Source organism: Acidovorax sp. GW821-FHT10E03 (assembly GCF_059415205.1).
Map to the genome: position 1 here is coordinate 1 of NZ_JBWKMU010000017.1, position 19,339 is coordinate 19,339.

Here is a 19,339-nt window from a genome sequence, read left to right on the forward strand (position 1 = left end):
CCCCCCCTCCGCCTGCACCCGGCACCCAAGCGCCGGCGGCGCCGGCCCGCCGCCGGGCGCCCCCGCCGCCCCGGCGGGCCAGCGAGCGCATCGCCCACCTGCAGGACCTGGCCAGCATCGCCCGCCGCCTGCGCGAGGAGCACGCGCGCGCCGAGGCCGACGAAAAGGTCCGCCGCGAGGCCGCCGCGCGCCTGGAGGCCGAGCGCCACCTCTTCAGCCGCAGCGTAGGCCCCGTCACGCCGCTGCGCAGCCCCAACGTGGCACGCCTGCGCCGCCACAAGCCGCCACCGCTGCCCGTGCAGCACTGGCTGGACGAAGAGCGCGTGCTGGTCGAATCCATCAGCGACGACTTCGACGTGAGCACCCTGCTCGACACCGACGACCAGCTGAGTTTTCGCCGCCCCGGCATCGGCGTGGAAATCACGCGCCGCCTGCGCTCGGGCCACTGGAGCATCCAGCGCCAGCTGGACCTGCACGGCCTGCGCGTGGACGAGGCGCGCGAGGCACTGGGCGAATTCATCCGCCACGCCCACAAGGCTGGCCTGCGCTGCGTGCGCGTGGTGCATGGCAAGGGCCTGGGCTCTCCGGGCAAGAGTCCGGTGCTCAAGAGCCGCGTGCAGCGCTGGCTGGTGCAAAAAAGCGAAGTGCTGGCCTTCGTGCAGGCCCGGCCCATCGACGGCGGCGCGGGCGCGCTGGTGGTGCTGCTGCAGCCCGTGCATCCACGCCAGCGCTAGGCACGCGCAGCCCAGATCGCCCCGCTCCGCCCTGCGCACCTGGAGAGCCGGGCAGCCTGCCGTGTTGCCGACGCCCGCCGCGACGGCCGCTACCACAGCCGCTGCAACGGTTGTGGCGATGCACCCTGCCTCACGCCGTCTTGGTGCGTCCCGCGGGCGCCAGCCCCCGCATCTCCAGCCGCACGCCCAAGCCCTTGAGCTCCTCGCTTTTGCGCAACTGCAAGTGGCCCCCATAGGCCTGCGCGATCTGGCTGGCAATCGCCAGGCCCAGCCCGCTGCCCTGCACGGACTCGTCAAAACGCACACCGCGCTGGCCCGCCGCCAGCAGTTGTGCGGGCGTCATGCCGGGGCCATCGTCTTCGATGTCCAGGCACAGGTTGGCATGTTCTGCGCCACCTTGCGCCGACACAGACACCGACAGCTTCAGCCGCACCCGCGAGGCGGCCCACTTGCCCGCGTTGTCCAGCAGGTTGCCCAGCACCTCCTCCAGGTCGGCGCGTTCTCCGCGCCAGTGCAGCGGGCCTTGGGTATCGTCTGCCAGCATCCAGTCCAACCCCTGCGCGGCGTGCAGGCGCTCCATCATGCGCAGCAGCTGGGCCACGCAGTCGCGCACGTCCACGGCCTGGCCGGTGCTGCCGGGGTGGGCGTGCAGCGCATCGCTCAAGGTGCGGGCCTGGTAGCGGTCCACCAGCTGGGCCATGGCCTCGACCTGGCGCTGCACCTCGCTGCTGGGCACCTGCGGCTGCGCGCTGGCCTGTGCGCTCAGCAGGGCCAGAGGCTTCTTGAGCGCGTGGTTCAGGTCCACCGCATGGGCCCGCGCGCGGGCCACCACGTGCGCGTTGTGCGCCAGCAGGCCTGCCAGCTCGTTCTGCAGGGGCTGCAGGTCGCGCCCCGTGGGGGCGGCCAGGTGCCGCGCCACATCGGGCCCCGCGCCCTGCGGCGCGCGCAGGGCGCCCAGCATGACCTCCAGCCGGCGCAGCGGGGCCAGCCCCACCCGCACCTGCAGCCACGCCAAACCGCCGGTGAGCAGCATCAGCACCAGCCCGGCCACCACCAGCGTGCGGTCGATCTGCCGCATGCTGCTGTGCAACTGCGCGGCCGGGCCGTAGACCGCCAGCATGACCTGCACCGGGGGCTGGCCCAGGCCGACTGGCTGGGTCAGCGACAGCAGGGGTTCTTGCAGCGGCCCCGTGGCCCGGTGCAGCGTGGCCGAGCCGGTGGTGGGCAGGGCCTCGGTCGGCAGGCTGTCCATGTCCCACAGCGAACGCGAACGCAGCACATCGCTGCCCGCCTGCGCGCGCCAGTACCAACCGGCGTAGATGGCGCTGAACTCATCGGCGCCGCCGGTGGACTCCCGCAAGCCGCCTTGGGGCCCCAGGTGCAGCCGCGCACCCACGCGCTGGGCCTTGTCGCGCAGCACCTGCTCGAAGCTGGCCAGCAGGCTCTGGTGCATCTGCACGCGCAGCCACAGCCCCCCGGCGCCCACCAGCAGCAGCATGGGGACCAGCGCCAGCAGCGCAATGCGCGTGGCCATGGGCCACTGGGCCAGCGCCAGCGCCCACGCGGCGCCGCTGTGTGCCCGGGCCGGTGCAGGCGGCCCAGGCGGTGCGGGCGGCCCAGGCGGCGTGGCGGGGTCGATCCGCATCAGCCCGCCACGTCGGACGCCACGAGGCGAAAGCCCTGGCCGCGCTCGGTCACCAGCTGCGGCGCGCCGTTCAACTTGCGGCGGATGCGGCCGATCAGCACGTCCAGCGTGTTGGAGTCCGGGTCGAGGTCACGCGCATACACATGCTCGCTGATGTCGGCGCGAGTGAGCAGCTTGCCCGGGTGGTGCATGAAATACGCCAGGATCTTGTGCTCCTGCGCTGTGAGCTGCAGGCTCTGGCCCTGCAGCGAAAAGCGGCCCTGCACCACGTCGTACTCCAGCGGGCCGGCCGTCAGCACGGCGGCGGCCGACCCGGCCGTGCGGCGCAGCATGGCGCGCAGGCGCAGCACCACCTCGTCCATCAGGAAGGGCTTGGTCAAATAGTCGTCGGCCCCGGCATTGAAGCCCGCCACCTTGTCGCTCCAGCGGTTGCGCGCGGTGAGCACCAGCACCGGCCAGCCGCGGCCCGCGTCGCGCCAGTCGCGCAGCACGCTCAGGCCGTCCTTGAGCGGCAGGCCCAGGTCCAGCACGGCGGCGCTGTAGGCCTCGGCACTGCCGGCAAAGGACGCGGCCTCGCCGTCGTGCTCCACATCCACCGCGAATCCCGCCGCCTCCAGCGCCACGCGCAGTTGCTGCGCCAGCGCCACATCATCTTCCACCACCAGGATGCGCATCAGTCGTCCACCTTCTGCCGCGTGACTTCCAGGCTCACGGCGTCCACTTCGAGCTCCAGCTTGAAGCCGTTGGGTTGCTGCAGCTCCACGCTGTAATACGGGCGGCGGCGGTGGTCCGTCTCCAGCTCCACCTCCAGCACCAGGCCCGAAAAGCGCGGCCGCAAGGATTCGAGCATCACGGCCATGGACTTGGGAGCCGCGGGCGTGCCCGCCGTTTGCGGCGGGGTCAGCACCTCGCCCGTGTTCACATCCACCAGCAGCTTCATCTCGCCGGCGGGCCGGTCCGAGAGCTTGACCTCGTACACCGCCTTGCCTTGCGCGTCGCGCTCGAACTCGGCGTTCACCACGCGCGATCCGTAGCGCTGCTCCAGCTGCTGGATGTAGCGGGCCATCTGCGCCAGGCCCACAGGCTGCGTGGGCCAGTCGCGCTCCTGCGCCACGACACTGCCCGTGGCCGCATCCACCAGCACCTCGTGCTTGGTGCCGCGGGCGTCGATGATCTTGATCTCGTAGCGCAGCTCGCCCTTGCGGCCGTGCTTGGTCTCCACGTCGATGACGCGCCCGCCGTACTGGCGGCTCATGTCCGCAATGATGCTGTTGAGCGGCTTGAGCTGCCCGCTCTGCACGCCGCGCCGCGCCACGTCCTGCTCGGCGGCGGGGGCCTGCGCGCAGGCCAGCGCCACCGCAGCGCAGGCCGCAGCCCGCACGATGGTTCGCAAGCTGATATCTGTCATCGCGCGATTATTGCGGAGGCCATTAAACGGTCCATGAACGGACGCTTCACGGTGGGTTTAGGAACGGTTGCGCACACTGCCTCCCAGTTCTTCACAACCACTGCCACACCGAAAGGAAGCACCATGAAAAAGACCGTTCTGACCCTGGCCTTCGCAACCGCCGCCGCGGCCTCCGCCCTGCCCTCCATGGCCTGGGCCATGGGCGCCCAGGAGGCCGTCAACGTGATGGCCAAGAACCACTACGTGGCGCCGCACGACCTGCAAAAGCAATACGGCTACTGGACCGCCGAGGCCGTCTCCAACGACGGGGTGCGCGCCACCGTGCTGGTCAACGATGCCAACGGCAGCTTCACCGCCGTGCGCAAGGGCGACATCGGCACCGCCCTGCCCAGCGTGGAACGGGTGGCGCAGCAGGTGCGCGCCACCGGCTACAGCTTTGTGTACGACGTGGAGCTGGACGACGGCTTCTGGCAGGCCAAGGCCCGCCAGTCCGTGACCAACCGCGAGAAGGTCGAGTTCGTGCTGCACCCCGTGACGCTGGAGGTATTGAGCCAGGTGGGCCGCAGCGGCGGAACCGTGAACGGCCAGCCCGTGCTCAGCGCCGACCAGGTCGTGACAGCCCTGCAGCAGGCCGGCTACACCCGCGTGCGCGGTGTCGAATACGAAGACGGCTACTGGGAAGCCGAGGCGACCAACACAGCCAACCTGGCGGTGGAGCTGCGGGTGGACGCCGTGACCGGGACCGTGCTGCGCGAACAGCTGGACGATTGAGCGGCCGGCGGCTGCCCTGCGCCAGGGTGCTGAAGCAACCCACAAAAAAAGGCACCGGGCCCCGGCATGCCCAGGCAGCCGGTCCAGGTGTCTTTTCAGGGCCGTTGGCGGCGGGCACGCCGAGCGTGCCGCGCACCGGCTTTACTTGGACAAATCGACCGCGTACTTCGACGTGCCCTTGCTCGAGCCGTCGTCCGCTGCCAGCAACGACACATTGGCCAGGCCTGCCGCCTGCGCCACGGCGAGCGCATTGCCGCCCGAGCTGAACACCACCGGCCCCGCCACGCTGGCCTTGGCAAAGCGCCAGCTCTTGGCCGCGCCGTTGGCACTGCGCGTCACCGCCGGGTTCTTGCGGATGTAGTCGATCACCACGTCCCGGTTGGCGTCGGGCGAGGCCCAGATGGTGCCCGAGCCATCGAGCTTGTCGATGAAGCTCTTGCCGCTAGTGGCGCGGTAGTTGTTGGTGGCGATCACGAACTCCTGCGCCACGTCGATGGGCTTGCCCAGGTAGGTCAGGTTCCTGATGCGGCTGCCCACGGGCTTCGTCACGTCGATCTCGTACTGCACATCTGTCGTGGTGAACATGTCGAAGTTGTAGCCCGGGAAGGTGCTGATGAGCTGCTGCTCGCCGGTCTTGACGGGGTCGATCTGGTTGAAGCGCTTGGCAGCCGCCTCCAGCCAGTTCTTGATGTCGCCACCGTTGACCTTCACCGCGTACACCGTGTTGGGATACAGGTACAGGTCGGCCGCGTTGTTGATGGCCAGCGGGCCCACGGCCACGTCGGTGTAGTCGGCGCCGCCCTGGAAGCCGCTCTTGAACGGCGCGCTCACCGACAGCACCGGCAGTTGTGCATACTGCGGCAGGCTGGCCTTGATGTAAGCGGCCACATAGGCCTGCTGCGCCTGGTTCACGATCTGGATCGCGCCCGGGTCGCCCACGTCGGCGAACAGCGTGCTCATGCGGAAGTCGGTCTGGCCGATGGGCGTCTTCACGTACTGGATGGCGGCCTGGTGCTGCGTCTCGACGAGCGGCGCCACGCTGGCATCTGCGTCCACCGTCACCGTGGCGCCCGCGGCGTTCTTGGACTGGATGTTGCGCAGCTCGGACTTGCTGGCCGACTTGTTGACCACCCACTTGGCCCCGTCCCACTGCAGCGCCAGTTGCACCACGCCCAGGGCCTTGCCCCAGGAGCTGGCCATCACGGCCGGCACGCCGTTCACCGTACCCGCCTTGTGGTCCACGCCGGCCATGTTGAAGCCCGGCGTGGCGGCGGTGTCGGGGAACACGCCATGCTGGTGGCCCATCACCATCGCGTCGATGCCGGCCACCTTGGAAAGGTACAGGCCCGGGTTCTCCATAGTGGGCGAATACGCCGCGCTGTCCATGCCGCCGTGCAGCAGCGCGATCACGATGTCGGCGCCCTTGGCGCGCAGCTCGGGCACGTACTTCGTCGCGGCCTCGACCGCGCCTTGCGTGGTGACCTTGCCTTCGAGGTAGCGCTTGTCCCAGTTCATGATGCCCGGCGTGGTGAAACCGATCACGCCCACCTTGATGGGCAGCTTCACCTCCTTGCCGTCCGCGCCCTTGGCCACCAGCGTGCGCTCGAGCACCGTGTAGGGCTGCACCAGCGGCTTCTGGGTCTTGTTGCTGGTCACGTTGGCCAGCACCATCGGAAAGCCCGCGCCCGCGCACTTCCTGGCGGCATCCACACCGTCCACCTCCAGCCCGCCGCCCAGCACCTGGTTCAGGAACGGCAGGCCGTAGTTGAACTCGTGGTTGCCCAGCGTGCCGGCGTCAAAGCCTAAAGCGCCCATCGCCTTGTACATGGACAGCTGCTGCGTGCACGGGATGGGGCTGATGGTGGCTTCATAGTCGGCCAGCGCCGTGCCCTGGATGGTGTCGCCGTTGTCCACCAGCAGGGTGTTGGCAAACTCCTTGCGCGCCGCGCGCACCAGTGTGGCGGTGCGCTCGAAGCCGTAGCTCTTGTCCTCGGCCAGCTTGAAGTAGTCGTAGCTGCGCACGTTGAAGTGCAGGTCGGTGGTCTCCAGCACGGCCAGCGTGGCCGTGGCGCCCGCGTTGTTGTTGCTGCCGCCGCCATCGCCGCCGCCACAGGCGGAGAGGGACGCGGCCAGGGCCAGCACGCTCAGCGTGGCGGTGCGGCGCGAATAGCAAGAAAACGGAAAGGAATCGGATTGGCTGCGAATGCGTTCAGACATGAACAAGGCCCAGGATGAAACAAAGGACCGAGTGTCTGGCGGGGGTTTGACAACGGTATGACGGCACGCGGCCGCCGCGCGTCCCACGGGGGTGTCAGCGCGGGGGGCGCCGTCGGCTCAGCAGGCCTTCCACCATCAGCAGCAGCAGCGCTGCGCGCAACTCGTCGTGGGTGTCGGTCACGGTGGTATGGGGGCCTCGCAGCACCCAGATGGCGCGGCCGCTGAAGTTGTAGTCGCTTCCCTGCAGGTGGCGCGCCAGAAGTTCGACCTGCTCGAAATCATCTGCCGAGACCGTGTGCGCGACGGTGATGGTGCTGCCCATGGGAACCCTCACATAACTTGCCTGTCAGCCCGCGCGTTCGTGCGCAACCCTGCCTGGTCCGTGGCCCCGGGTCGTGCGAGGACGCCAGCGCGCACAGGCCGGACCGCCCACGCTCTTGCACCGCGCTCTTGCACCACGCGCCGCAATGCGCCGCTGTGGCGGGGCTGCCGGTGCTTGCGGCGAGGAGGCCCAGCCCAGTGGTCTTCTGTGCAGCCCCAGCGTGCGCCGTTGGGCGCGCGCTGTATGTAGTCGTTTGCCGACAAAGCCTTACGACCTCCTGCGCCGCCGCACCCGGCACAAGGGATGGAGCCGCAGGGTTCGCGTCAGGCGATGCGGCGCACGTCGCCGTTGTGCGGTGAAGCACTCTCATGGAACAGGTCTTCAAGAAACTGGGCCAGTTCGTGCTCTTCCACGAAGTCGGGGACCACGAAGCCCGCGGGGGTGCGCTTGCCGTCGCCGCCCACGCGGTAGACCTGCCACAGCGGGCCCTCACGCCGCACTTCAACGATGCGGCCAAAGACATTGAAACGGGGATGGGCGGGGGGTGGTGTGTTTTCCATGGACTGCCTCGTGCCGGGTCTCGCGCCTATTCTCCGGCGATCTGCGGGTAGCCGTCGCAGATCACCACCCACGCGGCCTTGGAAGCCACGTGGATGTGCCTTTGCGGCGGCGCGTCAAAAGGGGTGTCGAGCGTGCCCAGGGGCACGGCCACGCTGTCCGCATGCACGCCTTCGCTGTGCCAGAGCAACGGCGAGCCGCAGGCCGAGCAGAACTGCCGCGTGACCCGCGGCGACGAGCGGTAGGCGCGCAGCAGCGCCTGCCCCTGCACGAAGCGGTGGTGCTCGCGGTGCACCGTGCCGTAGCTGGCGAACGCCGCGCCATGGGCCTTGCGGCACATCGAGCAGTGGCAGTGCGATGCGCTGCGCAGCGGCGCCGTGGTTTCGAAGCGCACGCCGCCGCACAGGCAGCTGCCCCGGTGGTGCACGACGGATTCGGTCATGGCCTGGGTTCTCCTTCGACGGGGTGCCTGGGTGGAGCACACGGCCGGGTCAGGCGCGCGGCGCCGCCGGCGTGGCCACGGAGGCGATCAGGTCCACCTCCACCGTCGCATTCTTGGGCAGTTGCAGCACCCCCACCGAGGTGCGGGTGTGGGCGCCCGCCTCGCCCAGCACGGCGAACAGGATTTCAGAGGCGCCGTCGGCCACCTCGCTTTGCTGCGTGAACCCGGGCGCCGACTGCACATACACGGTGATGCGCAGCACCGACTGCACGGCGTCCAGAGAGCCCAGCGCACGCTGCAGCAAGGCCAGGGCGCGCAGGGCGCACACCTTGGCCCCCGCCTGCGCCTGGGCCAGGGTGGCGCCGGCGCCGGCCGCCCCCGTGGCCACCACGGTATCGCCCACGCGGGGGATCTGCCCGCTCAGGTAGACGTGGTGGCCGTCGCGCACCAGGGGCACGTAGTTGCCCCCGATCTTGATCTCGCCGTCAAAGCTGTAGCCGAGGGCCTGGGCTTGTTCCTGAAAACGGGCGTCACGGGACATGAAAAAAAACCTCGCCGGGTGAAATGCCTCCACTATGCCACCCGGCAGGCAGCCCCTGGCGTTGCCAGGCCAGCGGGCGCGCCGCCCTCCGGGGGAAGGCGGCACAGATGCTTCACATATGCCGCGCGAACGGGTCCACCAGCGAGGCGATCGTCACGCCGGCCGGCTGGCCCACGCCCTGCGGGCGCCCTGCCGGCTCGGGGGCTGCGGTGACCGGTGCCACCTTCAGCGGCGACATGCGCCGGCCGTAGACGCGCTGCACGCGCTCTTGCAGCGTGGGGTGGGAATCGAGCCAGTGCTCCATCCTGCCGCCGCCTTCCACGTCCACCAGCAGCATGTGCTGCACCGAAGGATGGTTCAGGCCGCTGTGGCTGTGCTGTTCATAGCCGCGCGGGGTATCCCGGCGCTGGGCCATGACCTTGCGCAGCACGCCGCCCAGGCCGTCCTTGCTGCGCGTCCATTGCACGGCGCGCGCGTCGGCCAGGTACTCGCGCTGGCGCGACACGGCCGCCTTGAGCATGCGGCCGGTGATCCAGCCCGCGAAGCCCGCCAGCATGATGGCCGAGCCGAACCACCACGCCAGCCCCCGCCGCTCGCGCAGCGTGTCGCCGAAGTTGTAGACCAGCTCCAGTCCGAACACCATGCCCGCCAGCTGCATCTTCATGCGCGTGTCGCCTTCGTGCAGGTGCGAGAGCTCGTGGGCGACCATGCCCTGCATCTCCTCGCGGTTCAGGTAGTCGAGCGCGCCCTGCGTCACAGCGATCACGGCGTCGCTCTCGTCCCAGCCGGCGGCAAACGCGTTGATCGCATCGGTGCGCGGCATCACCATGATTTCGGGGCGCGGCATGTGGGCCGCGATGCAGAGTTCATCCACGATGTTGGACAGGCGCTGCTCGGCATGCGAGAGCGAAGGCCGCAACTCGCGCGCGCCCACGCGCCGGGCCAGCTTGACACCGCCCGCGCGCAGGTTGGAGGTCTCGACCCACCAGCCGCCCAGCACCAGCAGGAGCGAAACGCCCACGTTAGCCGCCAGAAAACCCTGCGGAAACGGCAACCGCCCCGGCAGCATGGCCGCCATCAGCAGCCAGGCCAGGGCCAGGGCCGCATGCACGGCGGCGATCAGCACCGCCACCGCCAGCGCAAAGCCCAGCAGCAGGCGGCGCGTTTCGCTGCGCGCGTCCGCCTGGTGGTCCCAGAATTTCATGGCCCCTCCCTGTATGAGACTTTCTCGCGCGGGACTTCAAGCGGCCCGCAGCCACGACAGGAGCTGCCGTGTTGCCCGCCAGCGCCCGGCGACCATTCGGCACGGCTTTGGCGGCCCGCGGGGCATGTACCCCGTCGGGCCTGCGCACCAGGCAGCTGCGAAGAAACCGGCCTAAGAGAAGCGAACCTGCGGCGCAGCGCGCTCTGCTTCGCTGCGCGTGGACTCGAGCATGGGCACGGTGGGAAAGCCCAGCAGGCGCGCCACGACCAGTTCAGGAAACTGCGCCGCCGCGTCGTTGAATTCCAGCGCCTGGTCGTTGTACGCCTGGCGCGCGAAGCCCAGGCGGTTTTCGGTGCTGGTCAACTCTTCGGACAGCGACTGCATGGTGGCGTCGGCCTTGAGTTCGGGATACGCCTCAGCCACTACCATCAGGCGTCCCAGGCTGCTGCCCAGCATGCCCTCGGCGGCTGCGAGCGCGCCCATGGCGTTGGCGCTGCCAGGCTCTGCCCGCACGGCGGCCGCAGCACCCTGCGCCTGGCCGCGCGCCTGGATGACGGCTTCGAGCGTGGCGGCCTCGTGGCTGAGGTAGCCCTTGGCGACTTCGACCAGGTTGGGCACCAGGTCATGGCGGCGCTTGAGCTGCACGTCGATCTGGCCGAACGCGTTGGCAATGCGGTTGCGCAGCTGCACCAGCCGGTTGTACACAGTGACGGCCCACACCGCCAGCACGGCGACCAGTCCCAGAACGATCCAAGCAGTAGCTGACATGTCCCACCCTCCTTGTTGTGAATTGAATGAATGGATGATGGGCGCATCTTAGTGGCGCGCCTGGCCCAAAGGCTTCATACATTTCAGCGGGTAGGGATTTAAGCATCAAAACAGCCTGCAACGCTTTACCCCCAAACGCTAGCAGCTATCAAAAACAGAGCAATCGATGCTATGAGCGCACACCGGGCCCATCCACAGGCTGCGAGGGACACGGCCCAGCCGCTCAAGGGTTGCCACCCCACCCCACAGCCTGCAAAGACAGCAGCCCCGCCAGTGCACCCGTGGATCTGGCTTTGCCAGTCCACCGGGTGCGTCCCCCTTGAGGGGGAGGCGGCGTAGCCGCTCAGGGGGTGCCCCGATTCCTCATCCAGTCGGCCGTCCCCATGAAGCTTTCCTTCAAGCGGGCGCGCAGAGCATCGGGCACGCCCGTCTCGCCCATGGCCTGGTCCATGCAGGCCACCCACTGGTCGCGCTCCTGGATGCCGATGGAAAACGGTATGTGCCGCATGCGCAGTCGCGGGTGGCCGAAGCGGCTTTGGTAGTGGTCAGGTCCACCCAGCCAGCCGCACAAGAACCAGAAGAGTTTTTGCCGCGCCTGCACGAGGTCGCTGCCGTGGGCTGCACGCAGTTCGGCGTAACCGGGCTCCAGATCCATCAGGTCGTAGAAGCGTTCGGTGAGGGCGTGCACGCGGTCTTCGCCACCGATCCAGTCGAAGGGGGTGGTTGCGGTGGCGGTTTCTGCGCCGGCGCCGGTGTCTTTGGGAACGTCGGAATTCATATAAAAAACTGGCCCCAGCGCTTTCCTATAAAGCGCTGGAAGCTATCAAATGAGTAGCAATCGACACGCAGCCTATTCCGCCGAACGGCGCAGCGTGTCCACCACGGGGCGCACCAGCACCTCGCGCAGGCCCCACCAGCCCGCGGCCAGCGCCAGCACCGCACCCGCCACGGCGCCCGCCAGGGGCACCCAGGGCGCGGCCGTCCAGGTGAAGTCGAACACGAAGCGCGCCAGCGCCCAGCCCACGCCCACGGCCACGGCGCTGGCCAGGAAGCCCGCGAGCAGGCCCACGCCCACCAGCTCGGCGCGCTGCACCTGCCGCAGCAGGCTGGCGCGCGCGCCCACGGCGCGCATGATGGCGTACTCGCGGGCGCGCTCCTCGCGCGTGGCGGTGACGGCCGCGAACAGCACCACCAGCCCGGCGGCCAGCGTGAAGGCAAACAGGAATTCCACCGCGCGGATCACCTGGTCCAGCACGCGCTGCACCTGGGTGATGGTGGCGCCCATGTCCACGTTGGTGATGTTGGGAAACTGGCGCACCAGGGCGTTGTCGAAGCCGTTGGTCTCGGGGGCGCGGTACGCCGCCAGGTAGGTGACCGGCACGTCCTTGACGCTGGCCACGGGGTACATCACGAAGAAGTTGGCCCGCATCGACCCCCAGTCCACCTTGCGCAGGCTGGTGATGCGCGCCTCGTTCTGCACGCCGCCCATGTCGAACAGCAGCCGGTCGCCCATCTGCAGGCCCAGGGTCTCGGCAATTCCCTCCTCGACGCTGATGGCACCTTCCTCGCCCTGGCGCCACTGGCCGGCCACGATCTGGTTGTGGGGGGGTGGTTCGGTGGCGTTGGAAAGGTTGAACTCCCGGTCGACGAGGCGCTTGGCGCGGTCGTCGGTATAGCTGTCGGGGCCCACGGGCTTGCCGTTCACGGCCAGCAGGCGGCCACGGATCATGGGATACCAGTCGTACCGGGCCACGCCGCCGTCCTTGAGGGCCTGCTGGAACGCATCGGACTGGTCGGGCATCACGTTGATGACGAAGCGGTTGGGCGCATCGGGGGGCGTGGCCTTGCGCCAGCTGTCCACCAGGTCGGTGCGCAGCAGCACCAGCAGCACCAGCGCCAGCAGGCCCACGGCCAGGCTGCTCACCTGCACCACGGCGTAGGCGGGGCGCGCGGAGATCTGCCGCGTGGCCAGCACCAGCCAGCGCGGGGCGGTGGCCTCGTTCACGCTCTTGCGCAGCAGCTTCACCGCCACCCACGACAGCCCCGCAAACAGGGCCACCGCGCCGGCAAAGCCGCCCACGGCAATCAGCCCCAGCTTGATGTCGCTGCTGACCGTCAGCAGCAAGGCCGCGAAACCGGCGATGCCGATGCCCAGCACCGCCAGCGACGCGGGCTTGAGCCCGCCCACGTCGCGCCGGATCACGCGCAGGGGCGGCACCTGGGCCAGCTGCAGCACGGGCGGCAGGCCGAAGGCGAACAGCAGCGTGAGCCCCATGCCCAGGCCAAATGCCACGGGCCACAGGCTGGGCGGCGGCAGGGCTGACTCGACCAGCCCCGCGAGCAGCAGCACGAAGGCATAGTGCACCAGATAGCCCAGCGCCACGCCCAGCGAACTGGCGAACAGGCCCACGAGAGCGAATTCGGCCGTGTAGGCACCCGCGATGGTGCGCTGGCTCTGCCCCAGCACCCGCAGCATGGCCGAGGCATCCAGGTGCTCTGCCGCGAAACCGCGCGCGGCCAGCGCCACGGCCACGGCCGACAGCAGCGCCGCGAGCAGCGCCACGAGGCTCAGGAACTTCTGCGCGCGGTCCAGCGTCTGGCGCATCTCGGGGCGGCCGCTTTCGAGGGATTCCACCCGCACCCCGTGCACCTCGGGCTTCTTGGCCTCCGCCACGGCCCATTCGCTGAAGGCCTTGACCGCGGGGCCCGGCCCGATGACGGCGAAGCGGTAGGTGAGGCGGCTGGCCGGCTGCACCAGGCCGGTGGCGGGCAGGTCGGCATCGTTCACCATCACGCGCGGGGCAAAGCTCATGAAGCCCGCGCCCCGGTCGGGCTCGATGACGATGATGCGCGCGATGCGCAGCTGCGCATCGCCCAGCAACAGCATGTCGCCCATGGCCAGGTTCAGCGATTCGAGCAGGGGAGCATCCACCCACGCCTCGCCCCGGGCAGGGATGTCGCGGGTGGGCTGGTCGAGCGCCCCCGGCGCGTCAGCCACCTTGAGGCTGCCGCGCAGCGGGTAGCCCGGCGGCACGCTCTTGAGGGCCACCAGCTTGCTGGCACCACCCTGCGCATCGCTGGCCCGGCCCATGGTGGGAAAGCCCACCGTGGTGACCGCCTGCAAGCCCAGGGCCGCGGCCCGCTCGACGAACGCCGCTGGCGTGGGGTTGTCGCTGGCCACCACGGCATCGCCGCCCAGCAGCTGCAGCGCATCGCGCTGCAGGCCGCCCTGAAGGCGGTCGGCGAAAAACCCCACGGACGTGAGCGCCGCCACCGCCAGCGTGACCGCCACGATGAGCAGGCGCAGTTCGCCCGCGCGCAGGTCGCGGGCCAGGGTGCGCCAGCCAAGGCGCAGAAAAGACAGGTTCATGGCACGGAACCTTAGCGCAAACGGAGCGCTCTGGCGCTGTTCAGGGCTTTGTGTCGCCGGCCGCCGGCGCCGCGCCACCGGCCCCCCCCGCATCCAGGCGCGCTTGCAGCGCCTCCAGCACGGGCTGGATCTGTGTGCCCACGTGGATCTGGGGGTTGGAGAATCCGTCGGTCTTGCCGGCCTCCACCTCGCGCTGCGCGATCAGCGGCACGGCCTTGGCAAAGGCCTCGGTGAATGAATGGGTCTGGCGCAGTTGCTCGTTGAACACCGCGCGGCCGAAGAACGTGAGCTCGGACCGCATGCCGCAGCCATACGATGTGTGGGTGGCGTCGGCGGCCGTCATGATAAGCGTGCCATCGGTGGCCAGGGGACCGATCCAGCCGCCGGAGTAGCAGGCCGACACCGCGATCACGCGGTGGCGAATGCCGGCTTCATCCAGCGCGGCGCGCAGCATTTCCGGCGTGACGGGCTGCACCTGCAGCGGCCCGTGCGATGCCGCCAGCTCGTGGTTGCGCGCGCCGTGCGAGGTCATGTAGATCACCAGCAGGTCATGGTCGCGGTCCATGCGCGCACCCAGGGCCGAAATGGCGCGCTGCAGGTTCTGCGGCGTCGCCCAGACGTGGGTGTCGGCGGTCTCGGCATGGTTGAGCAGATGGATCACGCGGCCGTGCGCGTCGAACCGTTCCTGCAGCAGCGTGCTGACCATGGTGCTTTCGCGCCGGAACACGTTCTCTTCGGCATAGGGAGCGAACACGAGGCCGTAGACATCCACCACCCCGTCCCGCTGGGCCGCCAGCGCTTGCACCTGGCGCTCCCACAGCGCCTGCTGCGCCTCGAACACCGGCTGCGACAGGGTCAGCTGCGCGGGTTCGGGGCCCTCCTCGGCGGCCTGCGCCGCCGCCAGGGCCGCACCGTCCAGCTCCCAGGGCTGGTCCTGGAACTGCCACATGCCCACCCCGATGACCGCCGCCATCGACACCGCGAACACCGCCGTGCGCAGGCGCGAGCGGATGAAGCGCGCGCTCACCACGACCAGCGCCGCCAGAACCCACGCCGTCAGCACCCCGTAGGCGGTCCAGAAAACGATTCCGGCCGTGTTTCCGACCCACAGCGCGGGCCGGTGGACGGTGGCGCCCAGCAGGGCATACAGCAGGAGCAGGGGCACCAGCGGAGCCCACGCCGACAACACATACCAGGCGGCGAGCCCGCCCGATGGCGCACCCTCCGGGGTCGGCGCGCCGGCCGCAAGGCGCTGCGCGGGTGCCATGGCCCACCAGGCCAGCCACAGAAGCGCCAGGCCGCTCCACATCGGCGCGAGCCAGCCCCGCAGGCTGAACTGGGCGGGCCCTGCCACCTGGAACCGCGCCGCCCCCACCAGCAGCGCGCCGCCGAGCAGCACCAGAACGATCAATTGCCACGGGGTGGGAACCGCGGCCCCCGTGCGGGGCGGCAGGAACAGCGTGGCCCGCAGGCCCTCGCGGACCCAGGCTCCCAGGGGCAGGCGAAGAGGGGCAGGCGCCCCGGCCGAGGCCGCCGCCGGCGCAGTGGCGGGCGCACCGGGGGGCAGCCCCTCATCCAGCGGGATTTCGATCTTGGCGGGTTCGGGGGCCCACTGGCTCGGTTGGGTATCGGCCCAGGCGCCCTTGGCGTTCAGGTCTTGCATGCGCGCATCATGCCACCGCGGGATGACGGCCCGGGGGCCGGGGAACATGCGCAGGGGAACCGGGGCGGACCGCCGCGGGATACCCCCGAAAGTGCCTCTCAGGCCGCGCTGGCGGACGCCGCCGGCGCCATGGCAGGCACCCGCGCCAGTTCAGGCTGCAGCACCAGCCGGTGCACCCCGCTGTAGCAGACGAAGCGGCGGTTGGTGGCGCGCCCGATGGCGCACAGGCCCAGCTGCTGGGCCACGGCATGGCCCATCTGCGTCATGCCGCTGCGCGACACCACGATGGGCACGCCCATCTGGGCCGACTTGATGACCATCTCGCTCGTGAGGCGGCCTGTGGTGTAGAACACCTTGTCCGAGCCCGACATCGGCACATGCCCCCCCGCGGAGGGCCCGCCACCGGTGCGGGCCGGCGCCTCGGGGTTCATCCACATCCAGCCCGCGATGGTATCGATGGCATTGTGGCGCCCCACGTCTTCCACGAAAGTGAGCAGTTCCTCCCCCTGGAACAGGGCGCAGCCATGCACGGAGCCCGCGGACTTGTACGTGGTCTCCTTGATGCGGATGGCGTTCACGATGCCATACAGCTGGGCCTGGGTGAGGCGCGCCTCGGGCAGCGCGATCCGGTCCACCTCATCCATCAGCCCGCCAAACACGCTGCCCTGCCCGCAGCCGGTGGTCACCACCTTGCTGGCCGTCCGCTCCTCGATGCGCGCGATGCCGTGGCGCGTGCGCACGGCGGCGGCGTGGACCTCCCAGTCGACGGTGACGGATTCGATGTCGAAGACGGACTCCACCAACCGCTGGTTGCGCAGGTAGCCCAGCACCAGGAGCTCAGGCTGAGCGCCCAGCGTCATCAGCGTGACCAGCTCGCGCTTGTCCACATACACGGTGAGCGGCCGTTCGGCGGGAATGGACACCTGCTCCCGTTCACCCAGTTCATTGACCACCTCGACCCCATGGGTGAGCGGTGCCTGGGCCTGCGTGAGGCGCGGCAACGGCGGGGTGGCGGGGTCCGTGGCGGTGCGGGAAGTCATGGCCGGACTATACGCAGGCTCCGTGCGCGCCGCAGCCAGGGGCCGCAATGCCTCATGGTGTCCTGCCCGGGGCAGGGGCGCGGAGCCCCCTGGGAAGAGGCTGGGCGCCAGCCGCCGGGCCCGCGTTCAGGACTTGGGGGCCGATGCCGCCGCCGCGGGCGTCGACGTGCTGGGCGGGCTGCTCGCCGTGCCAGGCGGCGAATGGGCGCCAGAGGCCTCCAGGGGCTTGGCCTCCGGCGGCGTGTACGCGAACGGTCCGGGGTCGGTGCATGCGGCGGCACTGGTGGCCGTGGCGGGCTTGGCGGCTGGGCTGGTCTTGCGATAGTGGGCCGCCACGCGGTCCTGGGCCAGGCACAGCTTGTAGTTGTCCACCTTGCCCGCCCAGGCCGTCTTGGCGGCGGCTTCGGCGGCCTTGGCCGCGGCCTCGGGCGATGGCGCGGGAAGCTTGGCCACCGCCAGCATGCAGGAACTGGCCGCGCACACGGCCAGGAGCGAGGAACGGAAAAAATGCGTCATGGTGCGGTACCTCATACCTGTGCGGGTTGGCCTGCCGATGGCGCTGCGGCAGCATCGCCCCCCGGGGTGCTGGCACTGCGCTGGCGGGGAATCTTGCCCGCCTGGACGTCGTCATACCAGAGCTCATGGTGCTCCCGGGCCCAGGCCTCGCTCACGTAGCCCGTCTTCATGGCCTTGTAGGCGCCGCGCATGCCCACCGTGCCCATGTAGATGTGTCCGCAGATCAGCGCCATCATCCAGATGGCCAGGGAGGCATGGACCATGTGGGCGATCTGCATGTCGCCGCGCACGTCGCCAAAGCCGGGGATGAGCTTGTCGAGCACCAGGCCCGTGGCCACCACAAGGATGCCAGGGATGGTGATGCCCCACCAGAACAGGCCCTTCTCGCCCGCGTTGAAGCGGTGGGAGGGAACCTGGTGGTCACCGCCCAGCATGCCGCCACCCTTGGACAGCCACACGAAGTCCGCGCGGTTGGCAATGTTGTCCTTGACGAAGGTGAGGATGATCACGAGCAGCGACACGGCGAACAACGGGCCCATGAAGTTGTGCACGTTCTTGAGCGCATAGGTGATCCATCCGAACAGCGAGGCACCCAGGACCGGCAGGAGGAAGAACTTGCCAAAGGCCATCACGATGCCGGAGAGGGCCAGCGTGCAGAAGGCGAACGCATTGGACCAGTGCGCCGCCCGTTCGAAGGGCGTGAAACGCTCGATGCGGCGGGTGCCGGCGCCCTCGGGATGGTCATGCCCCAGCGGGCCCTTGACGAAGTAGAAGATGCCCAGCGCCAGCAGCACGATGGCGAACAGCGCCGCGCCATAGGGAATGATCCAGTGGTTGCGCACCTGCCGCCAGGCCTCACCCGCATTGGTGAAACGCGAGCCGGGATACTGCACGAAGGGCTGGATCAGGTTGCCGGCCTCGGGCGCCTGCGTTTTGGGCAGGCTGCTGTAGCCCGTCACGCCCTGCCCCACCTGGCGCCACATGGGCGCATTGTTGCCAGGCTGCACCTTGGCACGCTCGCCGTTGGTCTGCCCGGCGTACTTGGGGTCCGCGCTGGCATCCGGCTTGACCTCGAAAATGTTCTGGCCCTGGATGCCGCCGGGTGCTTGCGGCGCCACCGCTGCGGCCGTGGCCGGCGCTGCGGCCGTGCCCGCATCGGGCGCCGCTGGCGCCTGGGCACCCGCGGGCCCCCAGGCCACACCCGCCGCCACGACCAAGGCACACACGATGTGTTTCATGGTGAACCTCGCTTCACTTGGTGCGGGTGTATTCGTTCTGGCCGTACTGCTGGCGCGCCTTGAGCTGCGCTTCCCAGCCGGCCTTGTCCCCGGCCTTCCAGCCAGGCTGGGTGAAGTTGCTGCCCGTGCCGGCATATGGCGGCGCGTCGCTGCGGATGCCCGCGCCCGTCTGGGGTTTTTCGCCGCAGCCGGCGAGGGCCGCGACAGCCCCTGCCGCTGCAAGAACAACAAGAAAGGGAAGCCGCTTCATGACTTGCCCCCCGCAGGCTGGCCGGCCTGCTGCGAACCGTAGGCCGTGCCCCAGCCCCACACTTCGGCGCCCTTGCCACGCTGCACCACGCGGTTGCGGAAGATGTCGGCCACCACATCGCCGTCGCCGGCCAGCAGGGCCTTGGTGGAGCACATCTCCGCGCAGGCCGGCAGCTTGCCCTCGGCCAGGCGGTTGCGGCCGTACTTGTCGAACTCGGCCTGGCTGCCGTGGTCCTCGGGCCCCCCGGCGCAGAAGGTGCACTTGTCCATCTTGCCGCGCACGCCGAAGGTGCCCTGCGACGGGAACTGCGGCGCGCCGAACGGGCAGGCGTAGCTGCAGTAGCCGCAGCCGATGCACACATCCTTGTCGTGCAGCACCACGCCTTCTTCGGTGCGGTAGAAGCAGTTGACGGGGCACACGGCCATGCAGGGTGCGTCGCTGCAGTGCATGCAGGCCACCGAGATGGACTTCTCGCCGGGCACTCCGTCGTTGAGCGTGACCACGCGGCGGCGGTTCACGCCCCACGGCACCTCGTGCTCGTTCTTGCAGGCGGTCACGCAGCCGTTGCATTCGATGCAGCGCTCTGCGTCACAGATGAATTTCATTCGTGCCATTGCTGTCTCCAATCAGCGATTCAGGTTTTGCCGCCGGG

The 19,339-nt window shown here is 69.6% G+C and carries 20 protein-coding genes; 2 read left to right on the plus strand and 18 right to left on the minus strand.

Features of this window, described 5'->3' with window-relative positions; all coding sequences use genetic code 11:
- Window positions 1-89: 89 nt before the first annotated feature.
- Window positions 90-734, plus strand: a complete 645-nt coding sequence (locus tag AC07OD_RS25480) for a Smr/MutS family protein (protein ID WP_218339917.1) — start codon at window positions 90-92, stop codon at window positions 732-734.
- Window positions 735-864: 130 nt separating this feature from the next.
- Here the strand turns inward: AC07OD_RS25480 and AC07OD_RS25485 are convergent, their stop codons facing one another.
- From AC07OD_RS25485 to AC07OD_RS25495, 3 genes are read right to left on the minus strand one after another with little or no spacing between them, the layout of a single operon-like run.
- Complete coding sequence (locus AC07OD_RS25485; protein ID WP_494598330.1) at window positions 865-2,379, minus strand: sensor histidine kinase; 1,515 nt, start codon at window positions 2,377-2,379, stop codon at window positions 865-867.
- Entirely contained in the window at window positions 2,379-3,053 is a 675-nt protein-coding gene (locus AC07OD_RS25490) for a response regulator transcription factor (protein WP_494598331.1), read from the minus strand. The genes AC07OD_RS25485 and AC07OD_RS25490 overlap by 1 nt, the downstream gene beginning before the upstream one ends.
- Entirely contained in the window at window positions 3,053-3,787 is a 735-nt protein-coding gene (locus AC07OD_RS25495) for a PepSY domain-containing protein (protein WP_492253738.1), read from the minus strand. Before AC07OD_RS25495 ends, AC07OD_RS25490 begins: the two co-directional genes overlap by 1 nt.
- A 123-nt stretch (window positions 3,788-3,910) precedes the next feature.
- On the opposite strand from AC07OD_RS25495, the gene AC07OD_RS25500 reads away from it, so the two are divergent.
- Window positions 3,911-4,558: a PepSY domain-containing protein gene (locus AC07OD_RS25500; protein ID WP_492253739.1), complete on the plus strand. Its 648-nt coding sequence runs from the start codon at window positions 3,911-3,913 to the stop codon at window positions 4,556-4,558.
- A 141-nt stretch (window positions 4,559-4,699) separates the two neighbouring features.
- On the opposite strand, the gene AC07OD_RS25505 is transcribed toward AC07OD_RS25500, so the two are convergent.
- The 15 genes from AC07OD_RS25505 to fdh3B form a co-directional block, all read right to left on the minus strand.
- A complete protein-coding gene (locus tag AC07OD_RS25505) occupies window positions 4,700-6,775 on the minus strand; it encodes a bifunctional 2',3'-cyclic-nucleotide 2'-phosphodiesterase/3'-nucleotidase (protein ID WP_494598332.1) in 2,076 nt (691 codons plus the stop codon).
- A 94-nt stretch (window positions 6,776-6,869) separates the two neighbouring features.
- Window positions 6,870-7,097 carry a hypothetical protein gene (locus AC07OD_RS25510; RefSeq protein ID WP_218295847.1) on the minus strand — a complete coding sequence of 76 codons (228 nt, stop codon included), beginning with the start codon at window positions 7,095-7,097 and terminating at the stop codon, window positions 6,870-6,872.
- Window positions 7,098-7,420: 323 nt separating this feature from the next.
- Window positions 7,421-7,657 carry a DUF7661 family protein gene (locus AC07OD_RS25515; RefSeq protein ID WP_218295848.1) on the minus strand — a complete coding sequence of 79 codons (237 nt, stop codon included), beginning with the start codon at window positions 7,655-7,657 and terminating at the stop codon, window positions 7,421-7,423.
- A gap of 26 nt (window positions 7,658-7,683) precedes the next feature.
- Window positions 7,684-8,097, minus strand: coding sequence for a GFA family protein (locus tag AC07OD_RS25520; protein WP_494598333.1), 414 nt, complete (start codon window positions 8,095-8,097; stop codon window positions 7,684-7,686).
- Window positions 8,098-8,146: 49 nt separating this feature from the next.
- Window positions 8,147-8,638, minus strand: coding sequence for a RidA family protein (locus AC07OD_RS25525; protein ID WP_492253742.1), 492 nt, complete (start codon window positions 8,636-8,638; stop codon window positions 8,147-8,149).
- Window positions 8,639-8,750: 112 nt separating this feature from the next.
- The gene (locus AC07OD_RS25530; RefSeq protein WP_218295851.1) at window positions 8,751-9,842 is read right to left on the minus strand and encodes a M48 family metalloprotease; all 1,092 of its coding nucleotides are present in this window, start codon (window positions 9,840-9,842) and stop codon (window positions 8,751-8,753) included.
- Window positions 9,843-10,013: 171 nt separating this feature from the next.
- Complete coding sequence (locus AC07OD_RS25535; RefSeq protein ID WP_369643149.1) at window positions 10,014-10,610, minus strand: LemA family protein; 597 nt, start codon at window positions 10,608-10,610, stop codon at window positions 10,014-10,016.
- Between the two features lie 343 nt (window positions 10,611-10,953).
- A complete protein-coding gene (locus AC07OD_RS25540) occupies window positions 10,954-11,388 on the minus strand; it encodes a group II truncated hemoglobin (protein ID WP_494598334.1) in 435 nt (144 codons plus the stop codon).
- 72 nt (window positions 11,389-11,460) lie between these two features.
- The gene (locus AC07OD_RS25545) at window positions 11,461-13,980 is read right to left on the minus strand and encodes an ABC transporter permease (protein WP_218295854.1); all 2,520 of its coding nucleotides are present in this window, start codon (window positions 13,978-13,980) and stop codon (window positions 11,461-11,463) included.
- Window positions 13,981-14,020: 40 nt separating this feature from the next.
- Window positions 14,021-15,643 carry a C13 family peptidase gene (locus tag AC07OD_RS25550; protein WP_494598335.1) on the minus strand — a complete coding sequence of 541 codons (1,623 nt, stop codon included), beginning with the start codon at window positions 15,641-15,643 and terminating at the stop codon, window positions 14,021-14,023.
- Between the two features lie 98 nt (window positions 15,644-15,741).
- Entirely contained in the window at window positions 15,742-16,683 is a 942-nt protein-coding gene (locus AC07OD_RS25555; RefSeq protein ID WP_369643151.1) for a formate dehydrogenase accessory sulfurtransferase FdhD, read from the minus strand.
- Window positions 16,684-16,809: 126 nt separating this feature from the next.
- Window positions 16,810-17,199, minus strand: a complete 390-nt coding sequence (locus AC07OD_RS25560) for a hypothetical protein (RefSeq protein ID WP_218295857.1) — start codon at window positions 17,197-17,199, stop codon at window positions 16,810-16,812.
- An 11-nt stretch (window positions 17,200-17,210) separates the two neighbouring features.
- Window positions 17,211-18,437: a formate dehydrogenase subunit gamma gene (locus tag AC07OD_RS25565; RefSeq protein WP_218295858.1), complete on the minus strand. Its 1,227-nt coding sequence runs from the start codon at window positions 18,435-18,437 to the stop codon at window positions 17,211-17,213.
- 13 nt (window positions 18,438-18,450) lie between these two features.
- Window positions 18,451-18,687, minus strand: a complete 237-nt coding sequence (locus AC07OD_RS25570; RefSeq protein WP_494598336.1) for a hypothetical protein — start codon at window positions 18,685-18,687, stop codon at window positions 18,451-18,453.
- A complete protein-coding gene (gene fdh3B, locus AC07OD_RS25575) occupies window positions 18,684-19,301 on the minus strand; it encodes a formate dehydrogenase FDH3 subunit beta (protein ID WP_218295860.1) in 618 nt (205 codons plus the stop codon). The genes AC07OD_RS25570 and fdh3B overlap by 4 nt, the downstream gene beginning before the upstream one ends.
- Window positions 19,302-19,339 lie beyond the last annotated feature (38 nt).

Coding starts and splice junctions, on each gene's coding strand:
- AC07OD_RS25555 (WP_369643151.1), bottom strand. CDS start 16,683: ATGACTTCCCGCACCGCCACGGACCCCGCCACCCCGCCGTTGCCGCGC.
- AC07OD_RS25535 (WP_369643149.1), bottom strand. CDS start 10,610: ATGTCAGCTACTGCTTGGATCGTTCTGGGACTGGTCGCCGTGCTGGCG.
- AC07OD_RS25550 (WP_494598335.1), bottom strand. CDS start 15,643: ATGCAAGACCTGAACGCCAAGGGCGCCTGGGCCGATACCCAACCGAGC.
- fdh3B (WP_218295860.1), bottom strand. CDS start 19,301: ATGGCACGAATGAAATTCATCTGTGACGCAGAGCGCTGCATCGAATGC.
- AC07OD_RS25490 (WP_494598331.1), bottom strand. CDS start 3,053: ATGCGCATCCTGGTGGTGGAAGATGATGTGGCGCTGGCGCAGCAACTG.
- AC07OD_RS25520 (WP_494598333.1), bottom strand. CDS start 8,097: ATGACCGAATCCGTCGTGCACCACCGGGGCAGCTGCCTGTGCGGCGGC.
- AC07OD_RS25560 (WP_218295857.1), bottom strand. CDS start 17,199: ATGACGCATTTTTTCCGTTCCTCGCTCCTGGCCGTGTGCGCGGCCAGT.
- AC07OD_RS25545 (WP_218295854.1), bottom strand. CDS start 13,980: ATGAACCTGTCTTTTCTGCGCCTTGGCTGGCGCACCCTGGCCCGCGAC.
- AC07OD_RS25530 (WP_218295851.1), bottom strand. CDS start 9,842: ATGAAATTCTGGGACCACCAGGCGGACGCGCGCAGCGAAACGCGCCGC.
- AC07OD_RS25565 (WP_218295858.1), bottom strand. CDS start 18,437: ATGAAACACATCGTGTGTGCCTTGGTCGTGGCGGCGGGTGTGGCCTGG.
- AC07OD_RS25515 (WP_218295848.1), bottom strand. CDS start 7,657: ATGGAAAACACACCACCCCCCGCCCATCCCCGTTTCAATGTCTTTGGC.
- AC07OD_RS25525 (WP_492253742.1), bottom strand. CDS start 8,638: ATGTCCCGTGACGCCCGTTTTCAGGAACAAGCCCAGGCCCTCGGCTAC.
- AC07OD_RS25500 (WP_492253739.1), top strand. CDS start 3,911: ATGAAAAAGACCGTTCTGACCCTGGCCTTCGCAACCGCCGCCGCGGCC.
- AC07OD_RS25505 (WP_494598332.1), bottom strand. CDS start 6,775: ATGTCTGAACGCATTCGCAGCCAATCCGATTCCTTTCCGTTTTCTTGC.
- AC07OD_RS25485 (WP_494598330.1), bottom strand. CDS start 2,379: ATGCGGATCGACCCCGCCACGCCGCCTGGGCCGCCCGCACCGCCTGGG.
- AC07OD_RS25495 (WP_492253738.1), bottom strand. CDS start 3,787: ATGACAGATATCAGCTTGCGAACCATCGTGCGGGCTGCGGCCTGCGCT.
- AC07OD_RS25570 (WP_494598336.1), bottom strand. CDS start 18,687: ATGAAGCGGCTTCCCTTTCTTGTTGTTCTTGCAGCGGCAGGGGCTGTC.
- AC07OD_RS25510 (WP_218295847.1), bottom strand. CDS start 7,097: ATGGGCAGCACCATCACCGTCGCGCACACGGTCTCGGCAGATGATTTC.
- AC07OD_RS25540 (WP_494598334.1), bottom strand. CDS start 11,388: ATGAATTCCGACGTTCCCAAAGACACCGGCGCCGGCGCAGAAACCGCC.